At 51.9% G+C, this 21,490-nt stretch carries 17 protein-coding genes and 1 pseudogene; 14 read left to right on the top strand and 4 right to left on the bottom strand.

From position 1 onward, the window contains the following. Window positions 1-138, top strand: a pseudogene (locus GEI7105_RS37305) (ISKra4 family transposase); the annotation flags it as partial. Window positions 139-532: 394 nt separating this feature from the next. Here the strand turns inward: GEI7105_RS37305 and GEI7105_RS0113495 are convergent. After that, the gene (locus tag GEI7105_RS0113495) at window positions 533-1,792 is read right to left on the bottom strand and encodes a glutamate-5-semialdehyde dehydrogenase (RefSeq protein ID WP_017660986.1); all 1,260 of its coding nucleotides are present in this window, start codon (window positions 1,790-1,792) and stop codon (window positions 533-535) included. Continuing rightward, a complete protein-coding gene (locus tag GEI7105_RS0113490) occupies window positions 1,792-2,205 on the bottom strand; it encodes a hypothetical protein (protein WP_017660985.1) in 414 nt (137 codons plus the stop codon). Before GEI7105_RS0113490 ends, GEI7105_RS0113495 begins: the two co-directional genes overlap by 1 nt. Window positions 2,206-2,600: 395 nt before the next feature. On the opposite strand from GEI7105_RS0113490, the gene GEI7105_RS38480 reads away from it, so the two are divergent. The 5 genes from GEI7105_RS38480 (at window position 2,601) to GEI7105_RS0113470 (ending at window position 7,648) form a co-directional block, all read left to right on the top strand. Further along, entirely contained in the window at window positions 2,601-2,762 is a 162-nt protein-coding gene (locus tag GEI7105_RS38480; RefSeq protein WP_158413206.1) for a hypothetical protein, read from the top strand. A 207-nt stretch (window positions 2,763-2,969) separates the two neighbouring features. Further along, entirely contained in the window at window positions 2,970-3,629 is a 660-nt protein-coding gene (locus tag GEI7105_RS33485) for a transposase (protein WP_192816689.1), read from the top strand. 123 nt (window positions 3,630-3,752) lie between these two features. Further along, window positions 3,753-6,167, top strand: a complete 2,415-nt coding sequence (locus GEI7105_RS30475) for an ATP-dependent Clp protease ATP-binding subunit (RefSeq protein WP_017660983.1) — start codon at window positions 3,753-3,755, stop codon at window positions 6,165-6,167. A 452-nt stretch (window positions 6,168-6,619) separates the two neighbouring features. Further along, a complete protein-coding gene (scpB, locus tag GEI7105_RS0113475) occupies window positions 6,620-7,093 on the top strand; it encodes an SMC-Scp complex subunit ScpB (RefSeq protein ID WP_017660982.1) in 474 nt (157 codons plus the stop codon). Between the two features lie 207 nt (window positions 7,094-7,300). Beyond that, window positions 7,301-7,648: a DUF760 domain-containing protein gene (locus tag GEI7105_RS0113470; protein WP_017660981.1), complete on the top strand. Its 348-nt coding sequence runs from the start codon at window positions 7,301-7,303 to the stop codon at window positions 7,646-7,648. A 33-nt stretch (window positions 7,649-7,681) separates the two neighbouring features. Here the strand turns inward: GEI7105_RS0113470 and GEI7105_RS0113465 are convergent, their stop codons facing one another. Continuing rightward, window positions 7,682-8,905 carry an HhoA/HhoB/HtrA family serine endopeptidase gene (locus GEI7105_RS0113465; protein ID WP_017660980.1) on the bottom strand — a complete coding sequence of 408 codons (1,224 nt, stop codon included), beginning with the start codon at window positions 8,903-8,905 and terminating at the stop codon, window positions 7,682-7,684. A 927-nt stretch (window positions 8,906-9,832) separates the two neighbouring features. Here GEI7105_RS0113465 and GEI7105_RS30470 point away from each other — a divergent pair. The 5 genes from GEI7105_RS30470 (at window position 9,833) to GEI7105_RS0113425 (ending at window position 17,879) form a co-directional block, all read left to right on the top strand. Beyond that, the gene (locus tag GEI7105_RS30470) at window positions 9,833-11,392 is read left to right on the top strand and encodes a DEAD/DEAH box helicase (protein ID WP_017660977.1); all 1,560 of its coding nucleotides are present in this window, start codon (window positions 9,833-9,835) and stop codon (window positions 11,390-11,392) included. Between the two features lie 143 nt (window positions 11,393-11,535). Further along, window positions 11,536-12,048, top strand: a complete 513-nt coding sequence (locus GEI7105_RS0113445) for an O-acetyl-ADP-ribose deacetylase (protein WP_017660976.1) — start codon at window positions 11,536-11,538, stop codon at window positions 12,046-12,048. A gap of 198 nt (window positions 12,049-12,246) precedes the next feature. Next, window positions 12,247-13,683, top strand: a complete 1,437-nt coding sequence (locus GEI7105_RS0113435; RefSeq protein WP_218959071.1) for a dolichyl-phosphate-mannose--protein mannosyltransferase — start codon at window positions 12,247-12,249, stop codon at window positions 13,681-13,683. A gap of 55 nt (window positions 13,684-13,738) precedes the next feature. Beyond that, window positions 13,739-15,676, top strand: coding sequence for a putative glycosyltransferase family protein (locus GEI7105_RS30465; protein WP_017660973.1), 1,938 nt, complete (start codon window positions 13,739-13,741; stop codon window positions 15,674-15,676). A 7-nt stretch (window positions 15,677-15,683) separates the two neighbouring features. Continuing rightward, entirely contained in the window at window positions 15,684-17,879 is a 2,196-nt protein-coding gene (locus GEI7105_RS0113425) for a CHASE2 domain-containing protein (RefSeq protein ID WP_017660972.1), read from the top strand. 296 nt (window positions 17,880-18,175) lie between these two features. Here the strand turns inward: GEI7105_RS0113425 and GEI7105_RS0113420 are convergent, their stop codons facing one another. Beyond that, complete coding sequence (locus GEI7105_RS0113420) at window positions 18,176-18,403, bottom strand: DUF6761 family protein (protein WP_017660971.1); 228 nt, start codon at window positions 18,401-18,403, stop codon at window positions 18,176-18,178. A gap of 225 nt (window positions 18,404-18,628) precedes the next feature. Here GEI7105_RS0113420 and GEI7105_RS0113415 point away from each other — a divergent pair, with 225 nt between their 5' ends. From GEI7105_RS0113415 to GEI7105_RS0113400, 3 genes are all read left to right on the top strand, one after another. Next, window positions 18,629-19,432, top strand: a complete 804-nt coding sequence (locus GEI7105_RS0113415) for a response regulator transcription factor (protein WP_017660970.1) — start codon at window positions 18,629-18,631, stop codon at window positions 19,430-19,432. 583 nt (window positions 19,433-20,015) lie between these two features. Then, entirely contained in the window at window positions 20,016-20,189 is a 174-nt protein-coding gene (locus tag GEI7105_RS38475) for a hypothetical protein (protein ID WP_017660969.1), read from the top strand. Between the two features lie 236 nt (window positions 20,190-20,425). Further along, the gene (locus tag GEI7105_RS0113400) at window positions 20,426-21,484 is read left to right on the top strand and encodes a DUF928 domain-containing protein (RefSeq protein WP_017660968.1); all 1,059 of its coding nucleotides are present in this window, start codon (window positions 20,426-20,428) and stop codon (window positions 21,482-21,484) included. Window positions 21,485-21,490 lie beyond the last annotated feature (6 nt).

Genomic DNA, 21,490 nt, shown 5'->3' with positions numbered 1-21,490 from the left:
GGCTCGGGTGAGATTGAGTCAACGGTCAAGCAAATTGGGCGACGGGTTAAGATTTCAGGGGCTCAGTGGCACGAAGACAACGTGCAACAAGTGCTAAAGCACCGATGTGCCTACCTGAACCATCAATTCTCAGACTGAGTCTTGCAAGATTGGGATGCACCCCTTCAGAAATCGTTGCAAGCTGGTGACGCGACTGTCGTATTTTATCGGTTGAGGAAAGAACTGCGCTAACGTCGATAATTTGACTTGCCGATGCATTTGCAGTATCCAGACCAGCCACTTTAAGATCCCAATTTGCTTCTCATTGAGATGGATGCGCAAGAAAATCTTGGTAGAATGTCGGTAGCATTTTTTTGTTGGGGTGGCCGCAAACGCCACCCTCTTTTTTGGGACTCCTCTATTCTCTCAAACAATTGTCCCGTCTGGCTTCCGTCTACCTTGTCACCCTCTCAGAAAAATTAGATGAACCCCACCTAAAAAGAAGTAAATCTTTGTGGGGTTCTACGAACTCAATCCTACTGAGCTAAAACAGTTACTCGTGTCCTTGAATCACGTGTTTCACGCGCGTCAACGCTTCTAAACTGATAAAACCGCGATAATGTCCCATCTGATTGGACATTCCCAAACAAATGGTATTTCCCGATTTGGGAAGGCGAGAAAACCGAGGCGAAGCGTTAATATACACCGAGGCACTTTTGACCCCAAGAGAAAATTCAGTACTTTCGCTGTAGGATTCCGTGACCAAACAGTCAGCATGACCGCTGCTATATTGGTTGATCCAAAAAATACCCAAATCCAAACTATCGACGACTTTAAACGCGATGGTTTTCGTTAAATATGCTTGACTCCATTCTGCCGCATCGGCCAGAACGAGATCGGGGTATTCTTCCACTAAACGTTCGTCACCGCGAATCTCAAATCCCTTATCGCGCAAGCTGTTCCACAAACTCACCAGAGATGAAGATTTTTGTTCTGGAGAAACGAGGATTTTTTCGATGGCGTTGACGGGGTCGGGATCGCTACAATGACTGTCCAGGACGATCGATCGCACCGCATCTAAACTTCCCGTCGGCGACCAGTATAAATAACAATTGCCGATCGCAGCTCGCAACACGGGAACCGTTGCTTTTTCAACGATCGGTTGCACTAAACTCGTGCGACCGTAAGGAATCACCAAACTGAGATAGTGTTCTTGACTGACGAGTTCGCGAATCGACGTACCGATATCGGCCGGAAGCAGTTCGATGCAACCCGAAGGCAGGTTCGTGTCGGCGAGGGCATCTTGGAGAGCGCGAGCGATCGCCGTATTGGACTGACTGGCTTCCGTACTTCCTTTGAGAACGATGCTGTTGCCCGTTTTCAAACACATTCCAGCCGCGATCGCCCCTAACTCGGGAAAGGCTTCGTAAATCAGCGCGATCGCCCCGAGGGGCATCAACTGACAGTAAGTTTGCGCCTGTTCGACTTGCAGCGGCGTGTTCGTCACGCGACGAATTGGGTCGGAAAGCTGTCCGAGGCGTTCTAAGATGTTCGCTGCCGTTTGTAGCCGTTCTGGGGTCAATTTCAGCCAGTCTAACAGCAGTTCGGGAACGGCCATGTCGCGACTGGCCTCGAGATCGAGGGTGTTCGATTCGAGGATATCGTCTTGACGGTCGCGCAACGCCTCCGCCATCCGCAACAGTGCGTTAGAGCGATCGACGCTTTTCGCGTTCGCCAATCCCAAAGACGCTTGGTAGGCGCGACGCGCTGCGGTGATAGGATTGTCGCAAATCTCCAGAGAATCGGTTGTCATTACGAATCACGCCGGTATGCCAGCCACACTAAAAATGCAGGCAAGATTGCCAACAGAACCACTAAGATAATCCAGGGAATTGTATTCGCTCCGACGGGCAAGCGCAACGCCAACGGCAACCAAATAATTGCCAAGACCAAAACAACACCGAGCGCTAGGGGAAGATAGGTCTCTTTCAAACCCGAACGCGCTCGTATCCAGTGGGTTCCCGTCCAACGCCACACTTGCTTGTAGGGGTAATGGGTGGACAACTGCTCGATAGAGGTTCCGTTCTCGTCCACCACGAAAATTTGCTGGCAGCGATCGCAGCCGAAGGCGTCTGTCAGTGCTATCGGCTTTAGACGACCGGGACGACGACACGGACAGGGATACTCTCGATCGATCTCGATCTTTTGCGCTTTGGGGGAGTACACCAGCAGCCAAACCTAAGAAGCAGTTTTCTCGAGTCTGACGACCCACGGGCAAGTCCACGGATAGGCCGAACAGACAAACAAGGGTGAGTTAAACTCAGCTCTAATCCTTTTGTCAATACTCGGAGCGCGATCGAACCGAGGAAAACTCTAAATGCGATCGAACGTTGATAGAGTTCATCGGTCTTGCCCTCGATTTTAACAGAATCTTTTTGACCAGACAGGAGAGAACAGTCACCAGCCTTTTACAGTGAGCAGTGAAGACGGTTAACAGGGAACAGCGGATCTGGGAACAGTTAATCGTTTCTCCCCCTCTCCCCTTCCTGACAAGGCTATGATTGTAAGAGAGAGAGAAAGAGCCGACAAAGAGAAAGCCGTAGACTCGTTTAGGAGAAGCCATGAAATACAACTCAGCTTACCTCAAACAGTGGTCGCAAGAAGTCAGTCGTCATTTTCCGAATCTTTCCTTGCCACAAGTATCAGGGCTAGCCACCTGGAGCTTTGGCATGATGATGAGCCGCTCTTCAAGTCTGACTCAGGTGTCAGAGTGTATTGCCTAAGTCAACGAGGAAAAATTCACCAACACTCGTCAAGGACTTCAACAGTGGTACAAAGAAAAACGCCAAGCTTACGGTCGTAAATATGCTGAGCTAGATGTAGCCAGTTGTTTCGCGCCGCTGCTGAAGTGGGTCTTAGAGCTATTAGGAGAGAGCGACGACCTGTTCCTGGCCTTAGATGCGACCCATATCGGTCAAAAATTTATCGTCTTGTCACTCAACGTACTCTATCGCGGCAGTGGCATTCCCGTGGCCTGGAAAATCGTGAAAGCTTCCCAGAAACACCCCTGGAAGCCCCTGTGGCAAGACTTGCTCCGTCGCTTGAGCGGAGTGGTTCCCGAGTCGGTCAGGGTTTGGGTTTTGGCCGATCGAGGACTCTATGCTTGTTGGCTGTATGAGGAAATTGTGGCTCTGGGATGGCATCCTTTGTTACGTATTAACTCACAAGGCTATTACCAAGTGCGCTCGGGGGAAACTCTCGCCGACTGGCAACCTCTCGAGCAAGTGGTTCGAGTTGGTGAGAGTTTTAGTCAACCGGTACGCTGCTTTCGCCAAAATCCTCTCGATTGTACCCTGTTAGCCCGATGGGACGAGGATTACAAAGACCCTTGGCTGTTGCTGAGTGACGCCTCACCTCAATCGGCTTCGGCTGCCTTTTATGGCTTTCGCTCTTGGACTGAAGCGGCTTATCGCGATCTCAAGAGCGATGGCTTTAATTGGCAACGCACCCGTTTGACTCATCCTCACCGGGCTGAGTGTCTTTGGCTGGCCATGGGGGAGAAAGGGAGAGGGGGAGAAAGGGAGAGGGGGAGAAAGGGAGAGGGGGAGCCAGGGAGAGGGGGAGCCAGGGAGAGGGGGAGAAACGATTAACTGTTGCCTGTTGCCTGTTGCCTGTTCCCTGTTCCCTGTCTTCACTGCTGACTGTCTTCAATCGTACCGTTTCCTCGTGCATAATCTAGATAGACCGTTCCCGAACTCAATTGGTTTTGTCGGATGGCAGTTTACGCGCCCAGTACCGTACTCGCTTGGAATATTGCCGCGATCGAAGCGAAATCCGGTCATGCTAGCGAAATATCCCCAGCCCATTTATTGCTCGGGTTATGCAAGCTGTGCGATCTCGATCTCGAACGTTTTTGTCCTCGGCAGATTCGCAACAATCCCCTCCAAAAGCGAGAATTTAAAAGCGACATTCAAGTTCTACAACAATGGTTCGACAGTTGGGGACTCGATCGAACCCAGTTTCGCCGTCAGTTGCGATCGCAAGTTGCCCGTCCGACGCCCGTGCGCGTTCACCAAGGAATCATGCACCGCGATCGCGCCGCCCGTGAAGTCTTCAGTCGGGCTGAAGAAATCTCGACCCTCCAGTCGATCGACGAACCCACCGTTCGCCCCTATCACCTCCTACAAGCCCTGTTCGAGTTACCCAACGCCCCTTGGGAAAATCTCTTAGCCGAACTGGGCATTTACGGCGTCGATTCGCCCGTTCCCAGTGACGAATGGGATTTCGATCCCCTTCCCCCCGACCCCCATCTCATGTTAGATGGAGATTCCTTGTACTCAGACAGCAACAAACGCGCTACACCTCTGTTGGACTGCTTCGGACGGGATCTCACCGAACTGGCGCGAAAACGCCAACTTGACCCAGTGGTCGGACGACAGGCCGAAATTCGCACCCTCGCCAGCATTTTGATGCAGAAACGCAAGCGCAACGCCATCCTCGTGGGAGAACCGGGAGTGGGCAAAACCTGCATCGTCGAAGGACTGACCCAGTGGCTCGCCAGTTCCCAAGCGCCCCCCGTCCTCGCCGACAAACGAGTCGTCGAAGTGTCGATGGCGTCGCTGTTGGCGGGATCGAAATATCGCGGTGAATTTGAAGAGCGGATTCAAGCCCTCGTCAACGAAGCTAGTGCAAGCGACGACACGATCGTCTTTATCGACGAAATCCATACGGTGTTAGGAGCGGGAGGAACCGGAGCCAGCGATGCGGCGAACATCCTCAAACCCGCATTGGCGCGAGGTGAAATCCACTGTATCGGAGCGACGACCGTGCGGGAATACCGCCAAACCATCGAAAAAGACGGCGCTCTCGATCGCCGGTTTCAGGTCGTTTGGGTACAAGAACCCACCCCAGAAGAAACCCACGCGATTTTACAGGGTCTGCGACTTCAGTTCGAGCGCCATCACGACCTCAAAATCGACGATAGCGCTCTGAGCGTGGCGGTGGAACTGACCGGACGCTACGTCAGCGACGCGCGATTTCCCGACAAAGCCATCGATGCGATCGATCGCGCCTGTGCGGAAGTGCGGTTACGATCGGGGGCGAGATTGCGATCGCGTCCCCGTCGGGTGACGAAAGCTGACATCGCCCGCGTCATCGCCAAACGCTGTCGCCTTCCCGTCGAACAAGTCACCGAAGACGAGCGATCGCGCCTGCTACGCTTAGAAAGCTATCTGCAACAGCGCGTCATCGGACAAGACGAAGCCGTAACCGCCGTTGCAGATGCTATCCGCACCGCTCGCGCCGGGTTGAAACCCCCTCAAAAACCCGTCGGCGTGTTTATGTTCGTCGGACAAACGGGAACGGGAAAAACCCAACTGGCTCAAGCCCTCGCAGAATTCCTGTTCGACGATCCCCAAAAACTTGTCCGCATCGATATGTCGGAGTACATGGAGCCGAACTCCGTCTCTCGTCTCATCGGTGCGCCTCCAGGGTATATCGGCCACGAAGGCGAAGGACAACTCACCGGAGCCGTGCGAACCCATCCCTACAGTGTCGTTTTGTTCGACGAAATCGAAAAAGCCCATCCCCAGGTTTTGGACTTGTTTTTACAAATTCTCGATGAAGGGCGGTTGACAGACAGTCATGGAAATCACGTTTCCTTTCGAGAAACCATTATTGTGATGACCTCGAATTTAGGGGCGAACGTCAGTTCTGAGTCGTCCCTCGGCTTTGGCTTGGAGTCGGAGAGTCTCCACCTTCCCAATTCCAAACACTACCGCAACGGAATTTTGAAGACCATCAGCCAGTCCTTACGTCCGGAACTTCTCAACCGTATCGGTCAAATCGTCTATTTCTCGCCTTTATCGCCGACGGTAGTGCGTCAAATTGCCGATAAAGTCCTCGACAACGTTCGCCAGCGGCTCCACGCTCAAAATCTGCGGTTGAAACTGACTGACTCGGCTTACGACGTGTTGATGGCACAAGGATACAACCAAAAATTAGGGGCGCGAGAAATGGAACGGACGATCGAACGGCTGTTGGTTCGTCCCCTCGGTTGCTCGATTCTCAAAGGCCAGTTTCTCCCCGGCTCTTTAATTTACGTTGATGCTCGCGAGGGTGAGTTAACCTTTGAGGGGCTGTCCTTGCGTCGCCGAGAGCGATCGACCCAAACAACGGTAGAGCAGTAGAGTTAGCAAGGGAGAGGGGGAGCAAGGGAGCAAGGGAGAAATACCTGCTTGAGCCGTTAACTTCAGCAGTGTTCAATGATTCGTGGCAAAATCCCCTATCGGTCAATGGCTGTGTGAGATCCCCGGCATTTTGGAGATGCCGGGGATCTGGAGAGACCATCCGACCTTCAGTTGTGAGTTTCACTTCTGTGTAGTTGCCACAACTGATTTAGGGTTGCTATATTTGCACGATTGGCTTGAATACCATTTTTCTTTAAACTTGCTATAAATAGTGTACAGTTTCTTTTTGAGTGTAGGTTAGGTCGAGCAAACCGAAAGCCAACCGCGTCAAAATGAAATTGTTTTCTATGGAATTGAATTCAAATCATTCAATTTGCAATCTTTTCTTATTTTAAAGTTGATTTTTTTCAAAAAATAAGAAAAAGGTTTTGAAAAACGATTATCAATTGTCAATGAAACGTTTAGCGACAACGATCGAAGCAATTTTATATTTGAAGGGAAAGGCACTCTCAGTTTCGCAGTTGACGGAGTATACGAAATGCGATCGCGCTGAAATTGAAGACGCCTTACTGGAATTGATGGACGATTACGCCCGTCGCGACAGTGCGTTGGAAATCGTCGAAACGGAAAACGGCTACAGCTTGCAGCTACGCGAAGCTTTCCGCGAAGTCATGCTCGATTTAGTTCCCCCGGAAATGGGAGTCGGAGCGCAACGCACCCTAGCGGCGATCGCCTTAAAACAGCCAATTTTGCAGTCGGAGTTAGTGGATTGGCGCGGTTCGGGAGCTTACCAGCACGTCAAGGAGCTGATGGAACTCGGCTTAGTACGACGCCGCAAATCCCCCGAAGCTCGCTCTTACGAGCTACGAGTTACACCCAAATTTCATCAATATTTCCAAATTGAAAGTTTACCGCTTTTACAGTGAACAGCGAGCAGTATTTCAGTCGCCAGTCGCCAGTCACCAGTCACCAGTGAGGAGGTGACGGGATGATGAGATGAGGAGAACTCCCCACTCTTCCCTCTTCACTCTTCCCTGAAGAAGCTCCCCTGCTCCCCTGCTCTTCCAAACTGACGTTACACTAGATCTAGTTCAGGCCAATTTTGAAGCCCACTGACGGATTATCACACGCTCATGGTTTTCGACCCCGAAATTTTTTCTCAGCTCGACGAGGATGCTGGCAACCAACTGCTAACGTATCTTCAAGACCAATCGCCTGACATTCTCGCTCGCGTGGCGAAGTCAGTCAGCCCGGAAATTAAAGACATTATCTCCCGCAACGTTCAAGGGCTAGTCGGCGTTCTCCCGGCTGAAGGGTTCAACGTTCAAATTTCGACCGATCGCGATAATATGGCGGGAATGCTCGCCTCGGCGATGATGACGGGTTACTTTTTGCGCCAAATGGAACAGCGGATGGAACTCGATCGCCAACTGTCGCAAGGAAGCGGTCTCGATCGCCACTCAGACGACACGACACCCTAGACAGCTCTAGATCGCTCCTCCCCAGCGATCTTTTTAAGGCGTGAAAGCGTCAGACGGATAGGGTTCGGGACGAACGCGGACGAGTTCGAGTTCGCCGTCCCGCAATACTTCCACTTCGAGAGCTTCCCCCACCTGACTCGCTTCGACGCGCTCTTGCACCTCGGCCGCCGAGTCGATTTCAAAGCCGTTGATGCGAACGATCGTGTCTCCAGCTTGCAAGCCTCCCGCCGAGGCGGGAGAGCCGTTCAACACGCGCATAATCAGGACGCCGCGATCGAGATCGAGGCGATCGATGGAAAAGTCGAGATCGCGAGTGCGTTCGAGTTCGCGTTTGAGATCGGGATTGAGATCGACCATTTGAATGCCTAAAAACGGGTGTTCGGCTCGGCCGAGGTCGAACAGTTGGGCGGCTACCCGTTGGGCGGTTTCGATGGGAATGGCAAACCCCAACCCTTGGGCGTTAGCACGAATCGCCGTGTTAATTCCAATAACATCGCCGCGATCGTTGAGGAGCGGACCGCCAGAATTTCCGGGGTTGATCGCGGCGTCGGTTTGAATGAAGCGCACCCGTTTGTCGCTAATTCCCACTTGAGCGCTCGATCGCCCCGTCGCGCTGATAATGCCCACCGTTACCGTATTATCTAAGCCGAGGGGGTTTCCGATGGCGATCGCCCACTGACCTGGCACGAGGTTCGCCGACGATCCCAGCGGTGCCGTGGGTAAGTTTTGCGCTTCGATTTGAATCGCGGCGATGTCGGTCAGCGCGTCCGTTCCTAACACTTTTCCTTCAAACGTGCGACCGTCCCGCAGCGTCACGTCCACCACGTTCGCCCCTTCGACTACGTGAGCGTTGGTGACGATACGTCCGTTGCTCGAGAGGATAAATCCCGATCCCGTTCCTCGTTCGACGCGTTCGGAGGGTTCGGGGAAATCCTGGCCGAAAAAGCGGCGAAAGAAGGGATCGAGCGGATCGGAGGTGTCGGGGGATACCGTTCGAGCTGCATCGATCCGAACCACTGCCGATCCCACCCGTTCGACAGCTCGAGCGATGAAGTTGGGACTCGTTTCGCCGTCGGCGGACTCGGTCTCGAGGCTTCCACGTTCGATAATGGGGGGACTGAGCATAACTGGTGTGGCTGTCGTTTCGCTCCGATCGGGCGATCGCGCGTCGAGATAGCGGCTGACTGCTCCACCTGCTGCTCCTCCCACGGCCAGAAGGGCGGCGTATACCGTCAGTTGTTTCCAAGAGACGCTCATAACGAGTTAAATTGAAAAGGACTCCAAGCCAGTCGTCCGATACAAACCGACGATAATCGAGATCGACGCGATCGAACTGCGTACCTCAATGCTTGACGCCCGAAGTGCGCTCGGCGGACGAAATGACAGGTCGATTTCATTGTGGCATTTTCGCTCGGGGTTTGGCAATCGTAAAAGCAGCTTGTTTGGTTTTGATGAATTCACGATACCCATTCCTCTTTCTTTCTCGAAAATTTACTATAGCAACCCTAAATCAGTTGTGTAGCAAAGTCGGGAATGGGGAACGGGGAATGGGGAATGGGGAACGGGGAATGGGGAATCGAATTTTTTCTGGCATTTTAATTTTTGACAAACCATTGGGGACTGTTATATATTTTTTCAGTATAATTAGCAACAAAATAATTAGATATTAAATAATGAATAGCCAACTCAGCCGATTGGTGAAATCCTGTAATCTGAAAGTGCTGTAGCACGGCGATCCCAACTACAGAGGGTGTTCACAACTCAAACGATTCTGCTAAATTGCTCGAATAAGATCGAGAAATACTAAAAATAAAAGTGAGTTTCAAAATAAAAAAACATAAAAACATGATGATTCGATCGCGATCTTTTATTCACAATCGAAATAAAATAAAATACAGCAAACATAAAATAACATCAAATTTATGTTTTTTGATTTATGATGAAACGTTAAGCGATCGTGATTTTTTGCAATTTAATATCATAAAATTATATCAAAAAATTCAAACAAATTATATTTTAAATTTAAAACGAAACACTGCATTGGTGTATTTAAAATTAAAAAATAAGATAGATAAAATTTAAATACTATCGTTTTGTATTATTTTAAATAGTTTATAATACGATCGATCTAAGGTTCACCTCGAACCTCAATTCCAACTCTCACCTTCACGATATTAACGCGAGATGTCTTTGCGATATTCCCTGCGAGACTACCAATCAATTCTCGTTCAACAGGTTTTCAAAGAATGGACGACCGGGCGATCGCGCCGTGTCTTACTACAACTTCCCACGGGAGCCGGAAAAACCGTGGTCTTTTCCAGTATTGCCCAGCAATTCACCGATCGCAAACAGCCCGTTCTCGTTTTAGCCCACCGTGAAGAACTCCTCCTCCAAGCCAAAGACAAGCTCGAACGGGTCACAGACGAACCCGTCGGACTCATCAAAGCCGGATATCCCGAACAGCGATCGCACCGGGTTCAAGTCGCCAGCATCGCGTCTCTGATTAACCGCAAACTGCCCCCTGCTGCCCTCGTCGTCGTTGACGAAGCTCACCATTCCACCGCTGCCACCTATTCCGAACTCCTCGAACAGTTTCCCAACGCTTACATTTTAGGTGTCACGGCCACGCCCGCCCGCATTGACGGCCGGGGCTTCAAAGACCTCTACGACAGCTTAATTTTAGGTCCGTCGGTGCGCGAACTGATCGATCGCGGCTACCTCTGTTCGTTCAAGCTGTTTGCAGCCCCCAAAACTGTCGATACCACTGGAATTCAAAAAACCGCCGGGGATTACAACACCAAACAACTGGCGAAAGCCGTCACTAATTCTCTGGTGATGGGGGATTTAATCGCCGCTTGGCAAGAATTTGCCGATCGCAAAAAAACCGTCGTCTTCGCCGTTAACGTCGAACACAGCCAAGCCATCGCCGACGCCTACCGCCAGGCCGGAATTCCCGCCGAACACTTAGACGGAAACACTAAAGACGGCGATCGCAAAGCGGTTTTAGAACGGTTTGCACGGGGAGAAACCCTCGTTCTCAGTAATTGCGGCTTGTTCGCCGAAGGGTTCGACCTCCCCAGCATCGAAGCCGTTCAATGCGTGCGTCCGACGAGTTCTCTGACTCTGTGGCTACAAATTATCGGTCGAGGCTTGCGTCCCCATCCTGGTAAAGACCACGCCATCCTCCTCGACCATACCGAAAACTGGATCGTTCACGGCACTCCCGATCGCATCCACAACTGGAGTCTCGATGCCATTAGCTTATCGCCCGGCCGTGCTAACGTGTTATGTTCTCACTGTCGCCACGTCTTCAAACCTCGTCCCGGCGATCGCCAACCTCACCGCTATCAATGGCATCCCCAACTGGGGGAGTACGTTTTAATCTGTCGCTACACCTGTCCTCACTGCGGCGAAGCCATCGAGTTAGAAGTGACGCATAGCGGCGAAACTCGGCCGCCACGTACTCTCGAAAAGGATGCAACTGCCGAAATTTGGGAAATTCCCCTCGACTGTCGCATCGAAGTGTTAGCCGAACTCTATCGATTGGTCGGGTTTCAACGGCGAGTCCGACGCAATATCACGCTGCGATGGCTGACGAATCAGATGGTGACGAAATGTCCCGACATCGAGGTTTCCGAGCTGCGCGAGTGTGCTTTACTCTTAGGGATGGATGAAGACTGGGCTAACGATTGGGCGAAGCAGTTTCACCGGAAGCGCGATCGGGAAAGGACGACGCGATCGTGAGTCGATCTCAAAATCGTTTGGGTGCGGTTGTTTTCTCGATTCAGTGAGGATTCGAGTCGTTCCCATCAAATATCGTTGAGATCCGTAAGATAGTATCGAACTACAAGGCCTAGAAAAAGAAGTTTAGAAGCAGAAATCGAGCGATGGAAGTTGTTTTAGACGATATTACTAAATTAAAGGTCGATGCGATCGTGAATGCGGCCAATACTAGCTTGTTAGGGGGCGGTGGTGTAGACGGTGCGATCCATAGAGCGGCCGGCCCGGAACTGGTTAACGAGTGTCGTCTACTGGCTGGATGTCAACCTGGAGAGGCAAAACTAACGCGAGGATATCGCTTGTTCGCTCGGTATGTTATTCACACGGTCGGTCCGGTATGGCAGGGGGGTTGTAAAGGAGAACCGGACATTTTAAGTCGGTGTTACCGCAGTTGTTTCGATCTGGCGATAGAACGCGAGTTTAAATCGATCGCGTTTCCCTGTATCAGTACGGGGGTTTACGGATATCCAAAACTATTAGCAGCCGAAGTCGCGATCGCCTCGTACAATAATTATTTTTGCGATCGCGATCGCTCTCTAAATGTTATTTTTTGCTGTTACGATCGCGAAGATTATAATATTTATAAGAATCTACAACATATCGATAATTTAAATCGATAAAACTGCTTTCAAACTCACAAAATTATTTGTTCAAACGCTCGAAATACAGCAATATTAGATCCTGGGTAGCAACAGAGCGATCGAACTTCTTATTCTGCCAGAAGCTTTTTTCGATCGCGAGTCGCAAACAAAGTTATGCTGCTATATTATATAAGCGATCGTAAAAAACAACTAAATTTTAAAATGAAAAAGCTCTGGATGGCATTTTTAAGTATTTTTGCCGGATCTTTAGCGATTAGATTTTGGGGTTTAAATCGATTTAATACGTTAGTCTTCGACGAAGTTTATTTTGCAAAGTACGGTTTTAGTTATCTAAAACAAATTCCTTTTTTTGACGTACATCCACCATTTGGAAAATACTTTATTGCATTGGGAATTTGGCTTCACGCTCACTTTATGGGAGGGTTAGAAGCGTTTCAAAATGCCGCGACTGTCGAAGAAATTGACGCCTTTGCATATCGTTGGGCAAACGGAGTCGTGGGGACGACGATTCCGATATTAGTCGGCGCGATCGCCTATCAAATTACACGACAAAAACGCTACGCAATTTTAGCTAGCGTGTTTGTTGCTTTAGACGGCTTGGTGTTAGTCGAATCTCGCTATGGACTGATTAACGTTTATCTACTCGCCTTCGGATTGTTAGGCGTACTGGCATTTTTGAAATCCCTAACCTCCGCACGTCAAACCCTTTGGATGATGGCATCTGGCGCGTGTTTGGGAGGGTGCGCTTCAGTAAAATGGAACGGCTTGGGATTTTTGTTAGGGATTTATTTACTCTACGGGGGAGCCTGGGCGTTACAATCCCTAAAATCGACGTGCGATCGCCGTTTTAAACCCTCCGATTTAGAAACAGAGTCGTCGATCTCCGGCGACGACGACGCCAACCCTCAAGACGACCCTACCCCACCCGATCGAAAGATTTTAAAAAATCCCCTTCGATCGATTCTCGAGATCGATCGCTTAGACTTTGCCATTCATTTTGCTCTCGTCCCGTTTCTCGTCTATCGATTGCTGTGGATTCCCCACTTACAACTCAATACAGACTTTACGTTCGCGGGGATGCAGTGGCAAATTTTAACCTATCACGAAAGCATCGGAAACACTGCCGAAGCCCATCCTTACTGTTCGACGTGGTATAGCTGGCCGTGGATGGTGCGTCCGGTGGGCTATTATTTCGAGGCGGTCGATCGCGGACTTCAAACGATCGTATTTGACGTTCACGCGTTTGGAAATCCCCCGTTGTGGTGGTTGTCGGCTTTTGCGATCGCTGGCGTGACATTTCAGTTCGTCCGTCAGGGGATCGATGGGGTGTTAAATCGTCCGATGTCGCAAACCCGCTTTCTGCTGCATAGCGTTCTCGTTTGTCAGTTCGTCGCGAACTTTCTCCCCTGGGCAAAAGTCTCTCGCTGTACTTACATTTACCACTACATGGCCGCTTCGCTGTTTTCGTTTATGGCGTTGGCGTGGTGGGTCGATCGGGCGTTGAGTTGCCGCGATCGCCGGTGGCGTATCCTAGGAAGCGTCGCGATCGCGATCGTCGTCTTGGGATTTTGGTATTGGCTGCCGATCTATTTAGGATTACCCTTAACCCGAGAAGCGTTCGACGCTCGGATGTGGTTTCGATCGTGGTATTAACTCAGAGGATCGACTGTGAAAAACTCCAGGTATCGATAAATCTCAACAACCGACCATGCGCGATCGATTGAAACACTGGCAAGTTGGGGTATTGTTAGCGGCAGTGGTGGGATTCGCGATCGCCCCCATGTTAGAACGAAGCTATCCGCTAACCCATTCGACTCACTTCAACCTCATTTGGGCGTTTCAATACCAACGTCAATTTTTTTCAGGACAGTTTTACCCCCGTTGGCTGGAGTTTTCTAACTTCGGCTTCGGAAACGCCACTTTCGTCTTTTACCCTCCCCTGTCGATGGTGGCGACGCTACCGTTTCGGATGATGGGGTTGGGGTTGGCGGGATCGTTAATCGCCAGTATGGCCGCAGCGATCGCCCTGTTGGGAATCGGATTATACCGTCTGACTCGGCGATTTTATCCGAGATGGGTGTCGCTGACGGTCGCCTTGACGGGTATGATGTCGCCGTATTTTACGATCGATATTTACCAACGGGGCGCAATTGGGGAAGTCTGGGCGATCGCGACCTTACCTTGGATTTTACTGGCATCGCAACAGGTTATCGAACGCGCCTCGCATCCCCCACCGCGTCGGCGAGGAGTTCGGTGGGGACTCGATCCCGACTGGGATATCGTCCAGTTCGCGATCGCGTATGGGGCGTTGGTGTTGTCCCACTTACCCACGTTACTGATTTTTACCTTACTTTGGCTGCCGTTACCTTGGGCGATCGCGCCCTCAAAACGGCGTCTGCAAGCAGTTTTACGCAGTTACAGCAGCTTGGCGATCGCCTGGAGCGTCACAGCATTTTTCCTGCTTCCCGTCGCGATCGACGGTCGTTCGGTCCAGTTAGACGCACTGTACGCCACCCTCGACTATTTACCGCAAAACCGGTTGCTGTTGTCGGGGTTGTGGTGGCTGAATCCCGATCTGACGAATCACTGGTTCGACCGCAAACTGATCGCACCGTGGGCGATGATGGGGGTCGTGACGTTGGGAGCGATCGTCGGTTACAGTGTCGATCGATGGGTTGCGGCCGACGGATCGGGGTCTCGCCAACGTCGAACCGTTCTCTACTGGTCGATCGTCAGTGCGATCGCCTTACTGATGACCACCGATCTGCTAGGCTGGCTGTATCTCGTCGTTCCCCCCTTGCAACGAATTCAGTTTTCCTGGCGTTGGTTGAGCGTGGCGACCGTTCTCGTACCGCTGCTGTTGGGAGATAGCCTGTATCGCGTCGCTCGGTGTTCCCAGCCCACTGACAAGAGATTGCAGATCGTCAAGGGTGCTTTAGCGGTTCTACTGTGGGGAATTGTCGCCTGGCATGGGTTTCAAGGAATGTTAATTGCCGAACGAGCGATTTACGCACCCGCCACCCTCGACAAATTCGCACGTCTGTCCGAGGCGAAACAGTTTCCCGAAGAACCTCGTCAACAACCGGGAACGCCGTTTCTCGGATGGCATTGGATTTATCCAGACGGGTTGGCGTTCGTAGACGTTTACGAATATCGCGCTAAAGGCGTGACGTTGCCGATGCCGCCCGATCGCGTTTACCCTTTAGTAGAATGGCAGGACGGTCAGCGCGACGGATTGACGGTCGAACGTTGGAACTTTGGTTTGAGGGAGTTCGTGACGAACAACGCCACGCCAGTCGAGCGAATCGTTCGCTTGAGAACGTTTAATTATCCAGGGTGGTTCGCACGCCTCGATGCCGGTCGATGGCAACCGCTCGTTCGCAGATCGACCGTTGAGGACGGCCGAACGTCCGGCGACAGACTCGAACTCTCAGTTCCGCCCGGTCTGACTCGGGTAACGGTGATGTATCGTGGAACTCGAGCCGAGCGTTGGGGTGCGATCGTCTCGTTCGTCGCTTCGGTCACGTTAGTTGGAGGGGTGGCGATCGCGAGTCCGATTTCTCTATCTCGCCAGGGAAGCTCATTGTTAGCAAGGTTTTTCGGCGAGCGTGTTTCGAGTCCGTCTTCTCAATCTTCAAAGATTTAATCCAATCGTGTGGTCAGACTTCAAACAGTGGCTTCTCAAGTGGCGTAGCGTAACCGTGGCTTCGATGGGGGCTGCTGGGTGCGTGTTGTTGTTGCGAACGATCGGTCTGTTGCAAACAGCGGAATGGGCAACGGCCGACATCTTTTTGAGGTTGCGCCCCGCCGAACCTCACGACGATCGCCTGTTAGTGGTCGGCATTGACGAAGAAGATTTACAGCGGTTGGGACGGTGGCCAGTTCCCGACGGCGTACTGGCCGAAGCGATCGAAACGCTCTATCGCTACGACCCTCGAGCGGTGGGTTTGGATTTATATCGAGACCTCCCCGTCGAACCGGGACACGATCGCATCGTGGAGTTGTTCGAGACGTCGTCTAACCTCGTGGGCATTGAAAAACTCGAAGACCAACGGATGTCGGGAGTCGCCCCACCCCCGGCTCTCAGCCTCCGAGATGCCGTGGGCTTTAACAATACCATCGTCGATTCCGACGGGATCGTTCGCCGGGGATATTTATTTTTGCAAGACGATACCGGAACGTTACATCGCAGTTTCGCCCTGAGACTGGTTCAGTTGTATTTGGAGGTTGAAAATATCCGTCCCGAAGCCGGCCCCCACGGCTACATGAAATTGGGTCGGGCGATCGTCCCTAAGTTTCAAGAGGCCGATGGAGGATACACTCGAGCCGACGATCGCGGCTATCAGTTTTTAGCCAACTATCGCGGTCCAGTCACGAAGATTCCAACCGTTCACCTGCGGGACGTTCTCGAAGATGCCGTTCCGCCGGAGATGATTCGCGATCGCATCGTCGTCATCGGTTCGACGGCTTCGAGCATTCGCGATATGTTCGTGACGCCCTACAGTCGTCAAGTTCTGAAGCCTCAAGACGAAGTGCCGGGGGTGCTGCTGCAAGCCGAGTTCGTCGGGCAGATCCTCGATGCCAGTTTGGAGGGACGGCCGCTGTTGCGCGTTTGGCCCGAACTGCTCGAAATTGCTTGGATTGTCGGTTGGGCGTGGTTCGGAGCCTTGGTGAGTTGGCGGTTACACTCGGTCAAAGGGGCGACCGTCGCGGTTGCGATCGCAGCCGTCGCCTTGACGGGAGTGTGTTACGTCGCCTATCTCGGCAGTTGGTGGATTCCCATCATACCGTCGATGTTGTCGCTGTTGGGATCGACGGTGGCGATCGTGGGCTATTTAGCCTATTTGGGCGAGGAATTACGGAAGTCCAAGGAATTTTTGCAGAGTATCATTAATACGATTCCCGACCCGATTTTCGTTAAAGATACCGCCCATCGCTGGATTGTGTTGAACGAAGCATATGGAAAACTGGTCGGTTATTCCCTCGAGAATCTGATCGATCGCTCGGAGTTTGAAGTGTTTCCCGCCGACCAAGCCCAGACGTTTCGTGACGAAGACGATGTCGTGTTGAAAACGGGGCGCGATCGCGAATCTGAAGACCAGTTTACCGACGCCCGAGGCAACGTTCGTATTATCGCCACAAAGCGATCGCTTCACCGAGACGGAGCGGGAAATTTGTTTTTAGTCGGCGTGATTCGCGACATTACCGAACGAAAACACATGGAGGAACAACTCAAACAGATTGCGGCCGAACTCGCTCAATCGAACCAAGAACTCCAACAAGACGCCTCTCACGACGAACTCACGGGATTGCCCAATCACAAGCAGTTTTACGAACGCCTCAAGCAGTCGTTAGAGTGGGCGCAATCTCGCCAGAAATGCGTGGGGGTAATGTTCCTCGACCTCGACGGTTTCAAAGAAGTCAACGATACCCTCGGTCATCTGACGGGAAACGCCCTGTTGAAAGCGGTAGCACAACGTCTCAGCGACAGTTTGCGGGGAAGCGATACCGTTGCTCGATGGGGAGGCGACGAGTTTACGGTCATCTTACCGGGGATTCCCAGTACCGACGATGCGATACGGGTCGCCGAAAAGCTCATTCGCGGTTTGGCAGAACCGTTCGCATTAGAAGCCGGAACGGTGTCGGTTACAGCCAGCATCGGGATCGGTTTGTATCCGACCCACAGCGAAGATATCGACGAACTGATTCGCCTGGCCGACGAAGCGATGTTGCAGGCGAAGAAGCAGGGAAAAAGCCGTTACGTCCTCGTCGAAGAAATACATCTCGAGGAGGAGCAGTCTTTTTCAGTCACCAGTCACCAGTCACCAGTCACCAGTGAAGACAGTTAACGGGGAACGGGGAACAGGGAACGGGGAACGGGGAACAGGGAACGGGGAACGGGGAACGGGGAACGGGGAACAGGGAACGGGGAACGGGGAACAGGGAACGGGGAACGGGAAACAGGGAACGGGGAACAGGGAACGGGGAACGGGGAATCGGCAACAGGGAATCGGCAACAGGGAACGGGGAATAGTCGATCGTTTCTCCCTCTCTCCCCCTCTCCCCCTCTCCCTCTCTCCCTCTCTCCCCCTCTCCCTCTCTCCCTCTCTCCCTCTCTCCCCCTCTCCCCCTCTCCCCGGCTCGGCTAATAATAGGACATCTCGAAGTTCGAGGGATCGCGCATAAAGCGAGAGGCTTCTTCTTCGAGGCGATGGATTAGGAACGGTTCGAGGACGTTTGCCTGTCTCAAGGCTCGCAAATACCCGTCTAAGTACATTCTCAGATCGTCAGTTCGATAGCCCCGATTCCACAGCGAAACAAACTGGTCGGTGAGGGTTTGGTAGTGACGAATGGTCGAAGCGTCTTGCAGCATGGTTGGACGATTGAACGCAACAGCGAGTTGGCGATGGTTTAGTCGAACGAGCGACCGACCCTAATACTTTTAGGGTAACAGAAAGCGATTGGAGGCGCATCGGTCGCTTTTCCGCCCAACTAGACGTAGCAGGCGTTACAGAACCCTGACAAAGCCTTTGTTACTTTGATAAACACTGAAAGACTTTTTTGTCTAGACCGACTGAGAAAACGGGCGAGGGATGCTGTGAGTTCTTTGTGTATTCAAATTGTTGAGGGAAACCCTCAGCTTCGATCTCTGTTAGGCTGGCATCTCCAACAAGCCGGCTATAGCGTTTGTCAATCTGCAGACATCAGCCACGGACGAGACGTGTTTTATCAACGACAACCGACGTTGGCGATCGTCGATTCCGATCTTCCCGATGGAGACGGACTCGAATTCTGTCACTGGCTTTATCAACAACAACAGTCGTTGGTGTTGATGCTTTCTGCAAGAAATACAGAAGCTGACGTGGTGGCGGGGTTGAAAGCGGGGGCTGACGATTACGTTTGCAAACCGTTCGGAATGCAAGAGTTTTTAGCTCGGGTCGAAGCGGTACTGCGCCGCAGTCGAACCATGACGCCTCCGGCCTGTTTGGAGTACGGCGATTTGAAAATTGACCTCGTTCAACGTCGCGTTCGATATAAAGAAGAGTCGATCGAACTGACGCCTCAAGAGTTTAGCCTGCTCTACGTTCTCGCGCAAGCGGGAGGCACTCCCCTGAGCCGGACGGAACTGCTCAAACGGGCTTGGCCTGAAGCGATCGACAATCCTCGGACGATCGACACGCACGTCCTGTCGTTGCGTAAGAAAATCGAACTCGATCCCCGTCAGCCGAATTTGATTCAGACGGTTCGCAATGTTGGCTATCGGTTTAACTTGACGAGTCCGAATCTCGATCGCAGTAATTCGTCGAACGGTTCGATGTCGCTGACGAACGCTTACCCCCCTTTGACGACTAAGGTATCGGGTCGTCCTAACAAAGCCACGACGAGCGTACCGGGGGCTTGAGAGAGGATATTAGCGATCGCCGATCGGGTTAGGACAGTTCGCTCTGGCTGTGTTTGAGTTTTTAGCCGTCAAACTGTCCTGGCTGCTTTGGCGGCTGCGATAACTGACCGATCTCGTTCGACCCACGATGCGATCGCCCGATCTTCATCTCGAAAATCGGGCGATTTCTATTTTTTATAAGCTTTACTTATTTTAATATTCGTCACTATGGAGCGCTGCCTACGTGTTTTTACTGATATTTTTTGTTCGTTGTTTTTAAAATTCAGTAATATCCTGCACGAAACAGGAAGCTGAACTACATAAAAACTCGGTTGTTTTAAAAGTCAAACTAAAACTCTAGACGATCGAAAAGGATGAAATACAAATTTGCTGTTCGGTTGTTTTTATTGATATACCGTGCTTTACGGGTCTTGAAGCACGGTCTAAGGGTATAGATCGTCGATTGGGATATAAAATATCGACATAACTAAAATTTAACCTAATCCTTCTATAACAATTGTAAAATGTCTTCTTGATAGAAGTTAATTTCGTGTAGGATGAAGCTGTAAAGAACCTCCCAAACCGTCAAGATGTCTCAGACCTGATGTATTCGATCGCGACCCTACAAACTTTTGTTGGATTCGATCGTTTACTCCATGAGGAAGCGATCGGGCTTCTAGCGTTAAGTCTGTACGATACCGTTCGCAAGCGATCGCCCGCGATCGTCTTGAAAACGCGATCGCCTACTCGAAATTATCTCCAACCACAAAATATTTAACATTACCGACGAACTTAGGCACATAGGAAACCGATCGGTTCGACCCAGACCCCCCAACTTACCAAGTCTTTGCAAAGTCTTTACAGAAATACTACGTAACTCGTATAAAAATCCGATATTTTTAGGAGAGAGACCCGTAGCATCTGTTTGACAGTTACCCAGGTTCAGACTGTTAAAGAGCTTAAAACACGACCACCAGGATTCTTGTAATCCATACTTGATTGAGGATCGGACTCATGAAACGCCTAACCCTTGCCCTAACATCCGCCACTATCGGCTTACTTCTCGGTGTCTCTTGGAATTACAAAGCTGAAGCGGTGACCTTCGTTCCCCCGTCAGACGAAGCCCCCAGACAAACAACCGGCGGCGCGTCTCGCGGTCGAGTCACGTTTCAACCCCCGAGCGATGCGGCTCCCCAACAAACCACAGGCGGCGCATCTCGGGGTAACGTCAACTTCCGACCCCCGAGCGATGCGGCTCCCCAACAAACCACAGGCGGCGCATCTCGTGGCGACGTCAACTTCCGACCCCCGAGCGATGCGGCTCCCCAACAAACCAGCGGCGGCGCGTCTCGCGGCGACGTCAACTTCCGACCCCCGAGCGATGCGGCTCCCCAACAAACCAGCGGCGGTGCGTCTCGCGGCGAAGTCGAGTTTCAACCCCCCGGACAAGGTTCGCCCAACCAAACCAGCGGCGGAGCAGCTCGCGGTGAAGTCGAGTTTCAACCTCCCGGCGAAGGCGCTCCCAGCGATGTGAGCGGCGGTGCGTCGAGACGGCCCGAACCCTTCTTCACACCGTTAATCCCTCCGAGTAACTACGGTCGCACCACAGCCGGCCGGCCGTCCCTGTTCGTCTACGTTCCAGAAACCAACGTCCAACAAGCGTTTTTCAGCCTGAAAGACGAAGCCGGAAACCTGCACTATCAAGGGTTCGTCGGTCTTTCCGGACGTCAAGGAGTGGTGCGTTTTAGCTTGCCCTCGGACGCCCCCGAACTCGAAATCGGACAAGACTATCAATGGCACGTCGTTTTGATGACCGACGACCTGTTGCGTCCCGACAGCCCCCGAGTCTCGGGATGGATCGAACGGATCGATGCTGAAGTCGAAGTTGCCGCTCAACCGTCCTTGGAGCTGGCCGATACTTACGGTCGCAGCGGTATCTGGTACGACGCACTCGGTACCCTCGCCGAACTACGCGAGACGAACCCGAACGATCCCACCCTGGCCAGCGAGTGGAACGACTTCCTCGTTCAAGTCGGACTCGACGAAATCGCCGATCGCCCCCTCACGAAATAATCGGAC

Origin of the sequence: Baaleninema simplex PCC 7105, from assembly GCF_000332355.1 — a bacterium.
GTDB lineage: Bacteria > Cyanobacteriota > Cyanobacteriia > Cyanobacteriales > Geitlerinemataceae > Baaleninema > Baaleninema simplex.
Note: the sequence above shows the minus strand (reverse complement) of the source record. Positions and strands in the feature narration are given on the sequence as shown.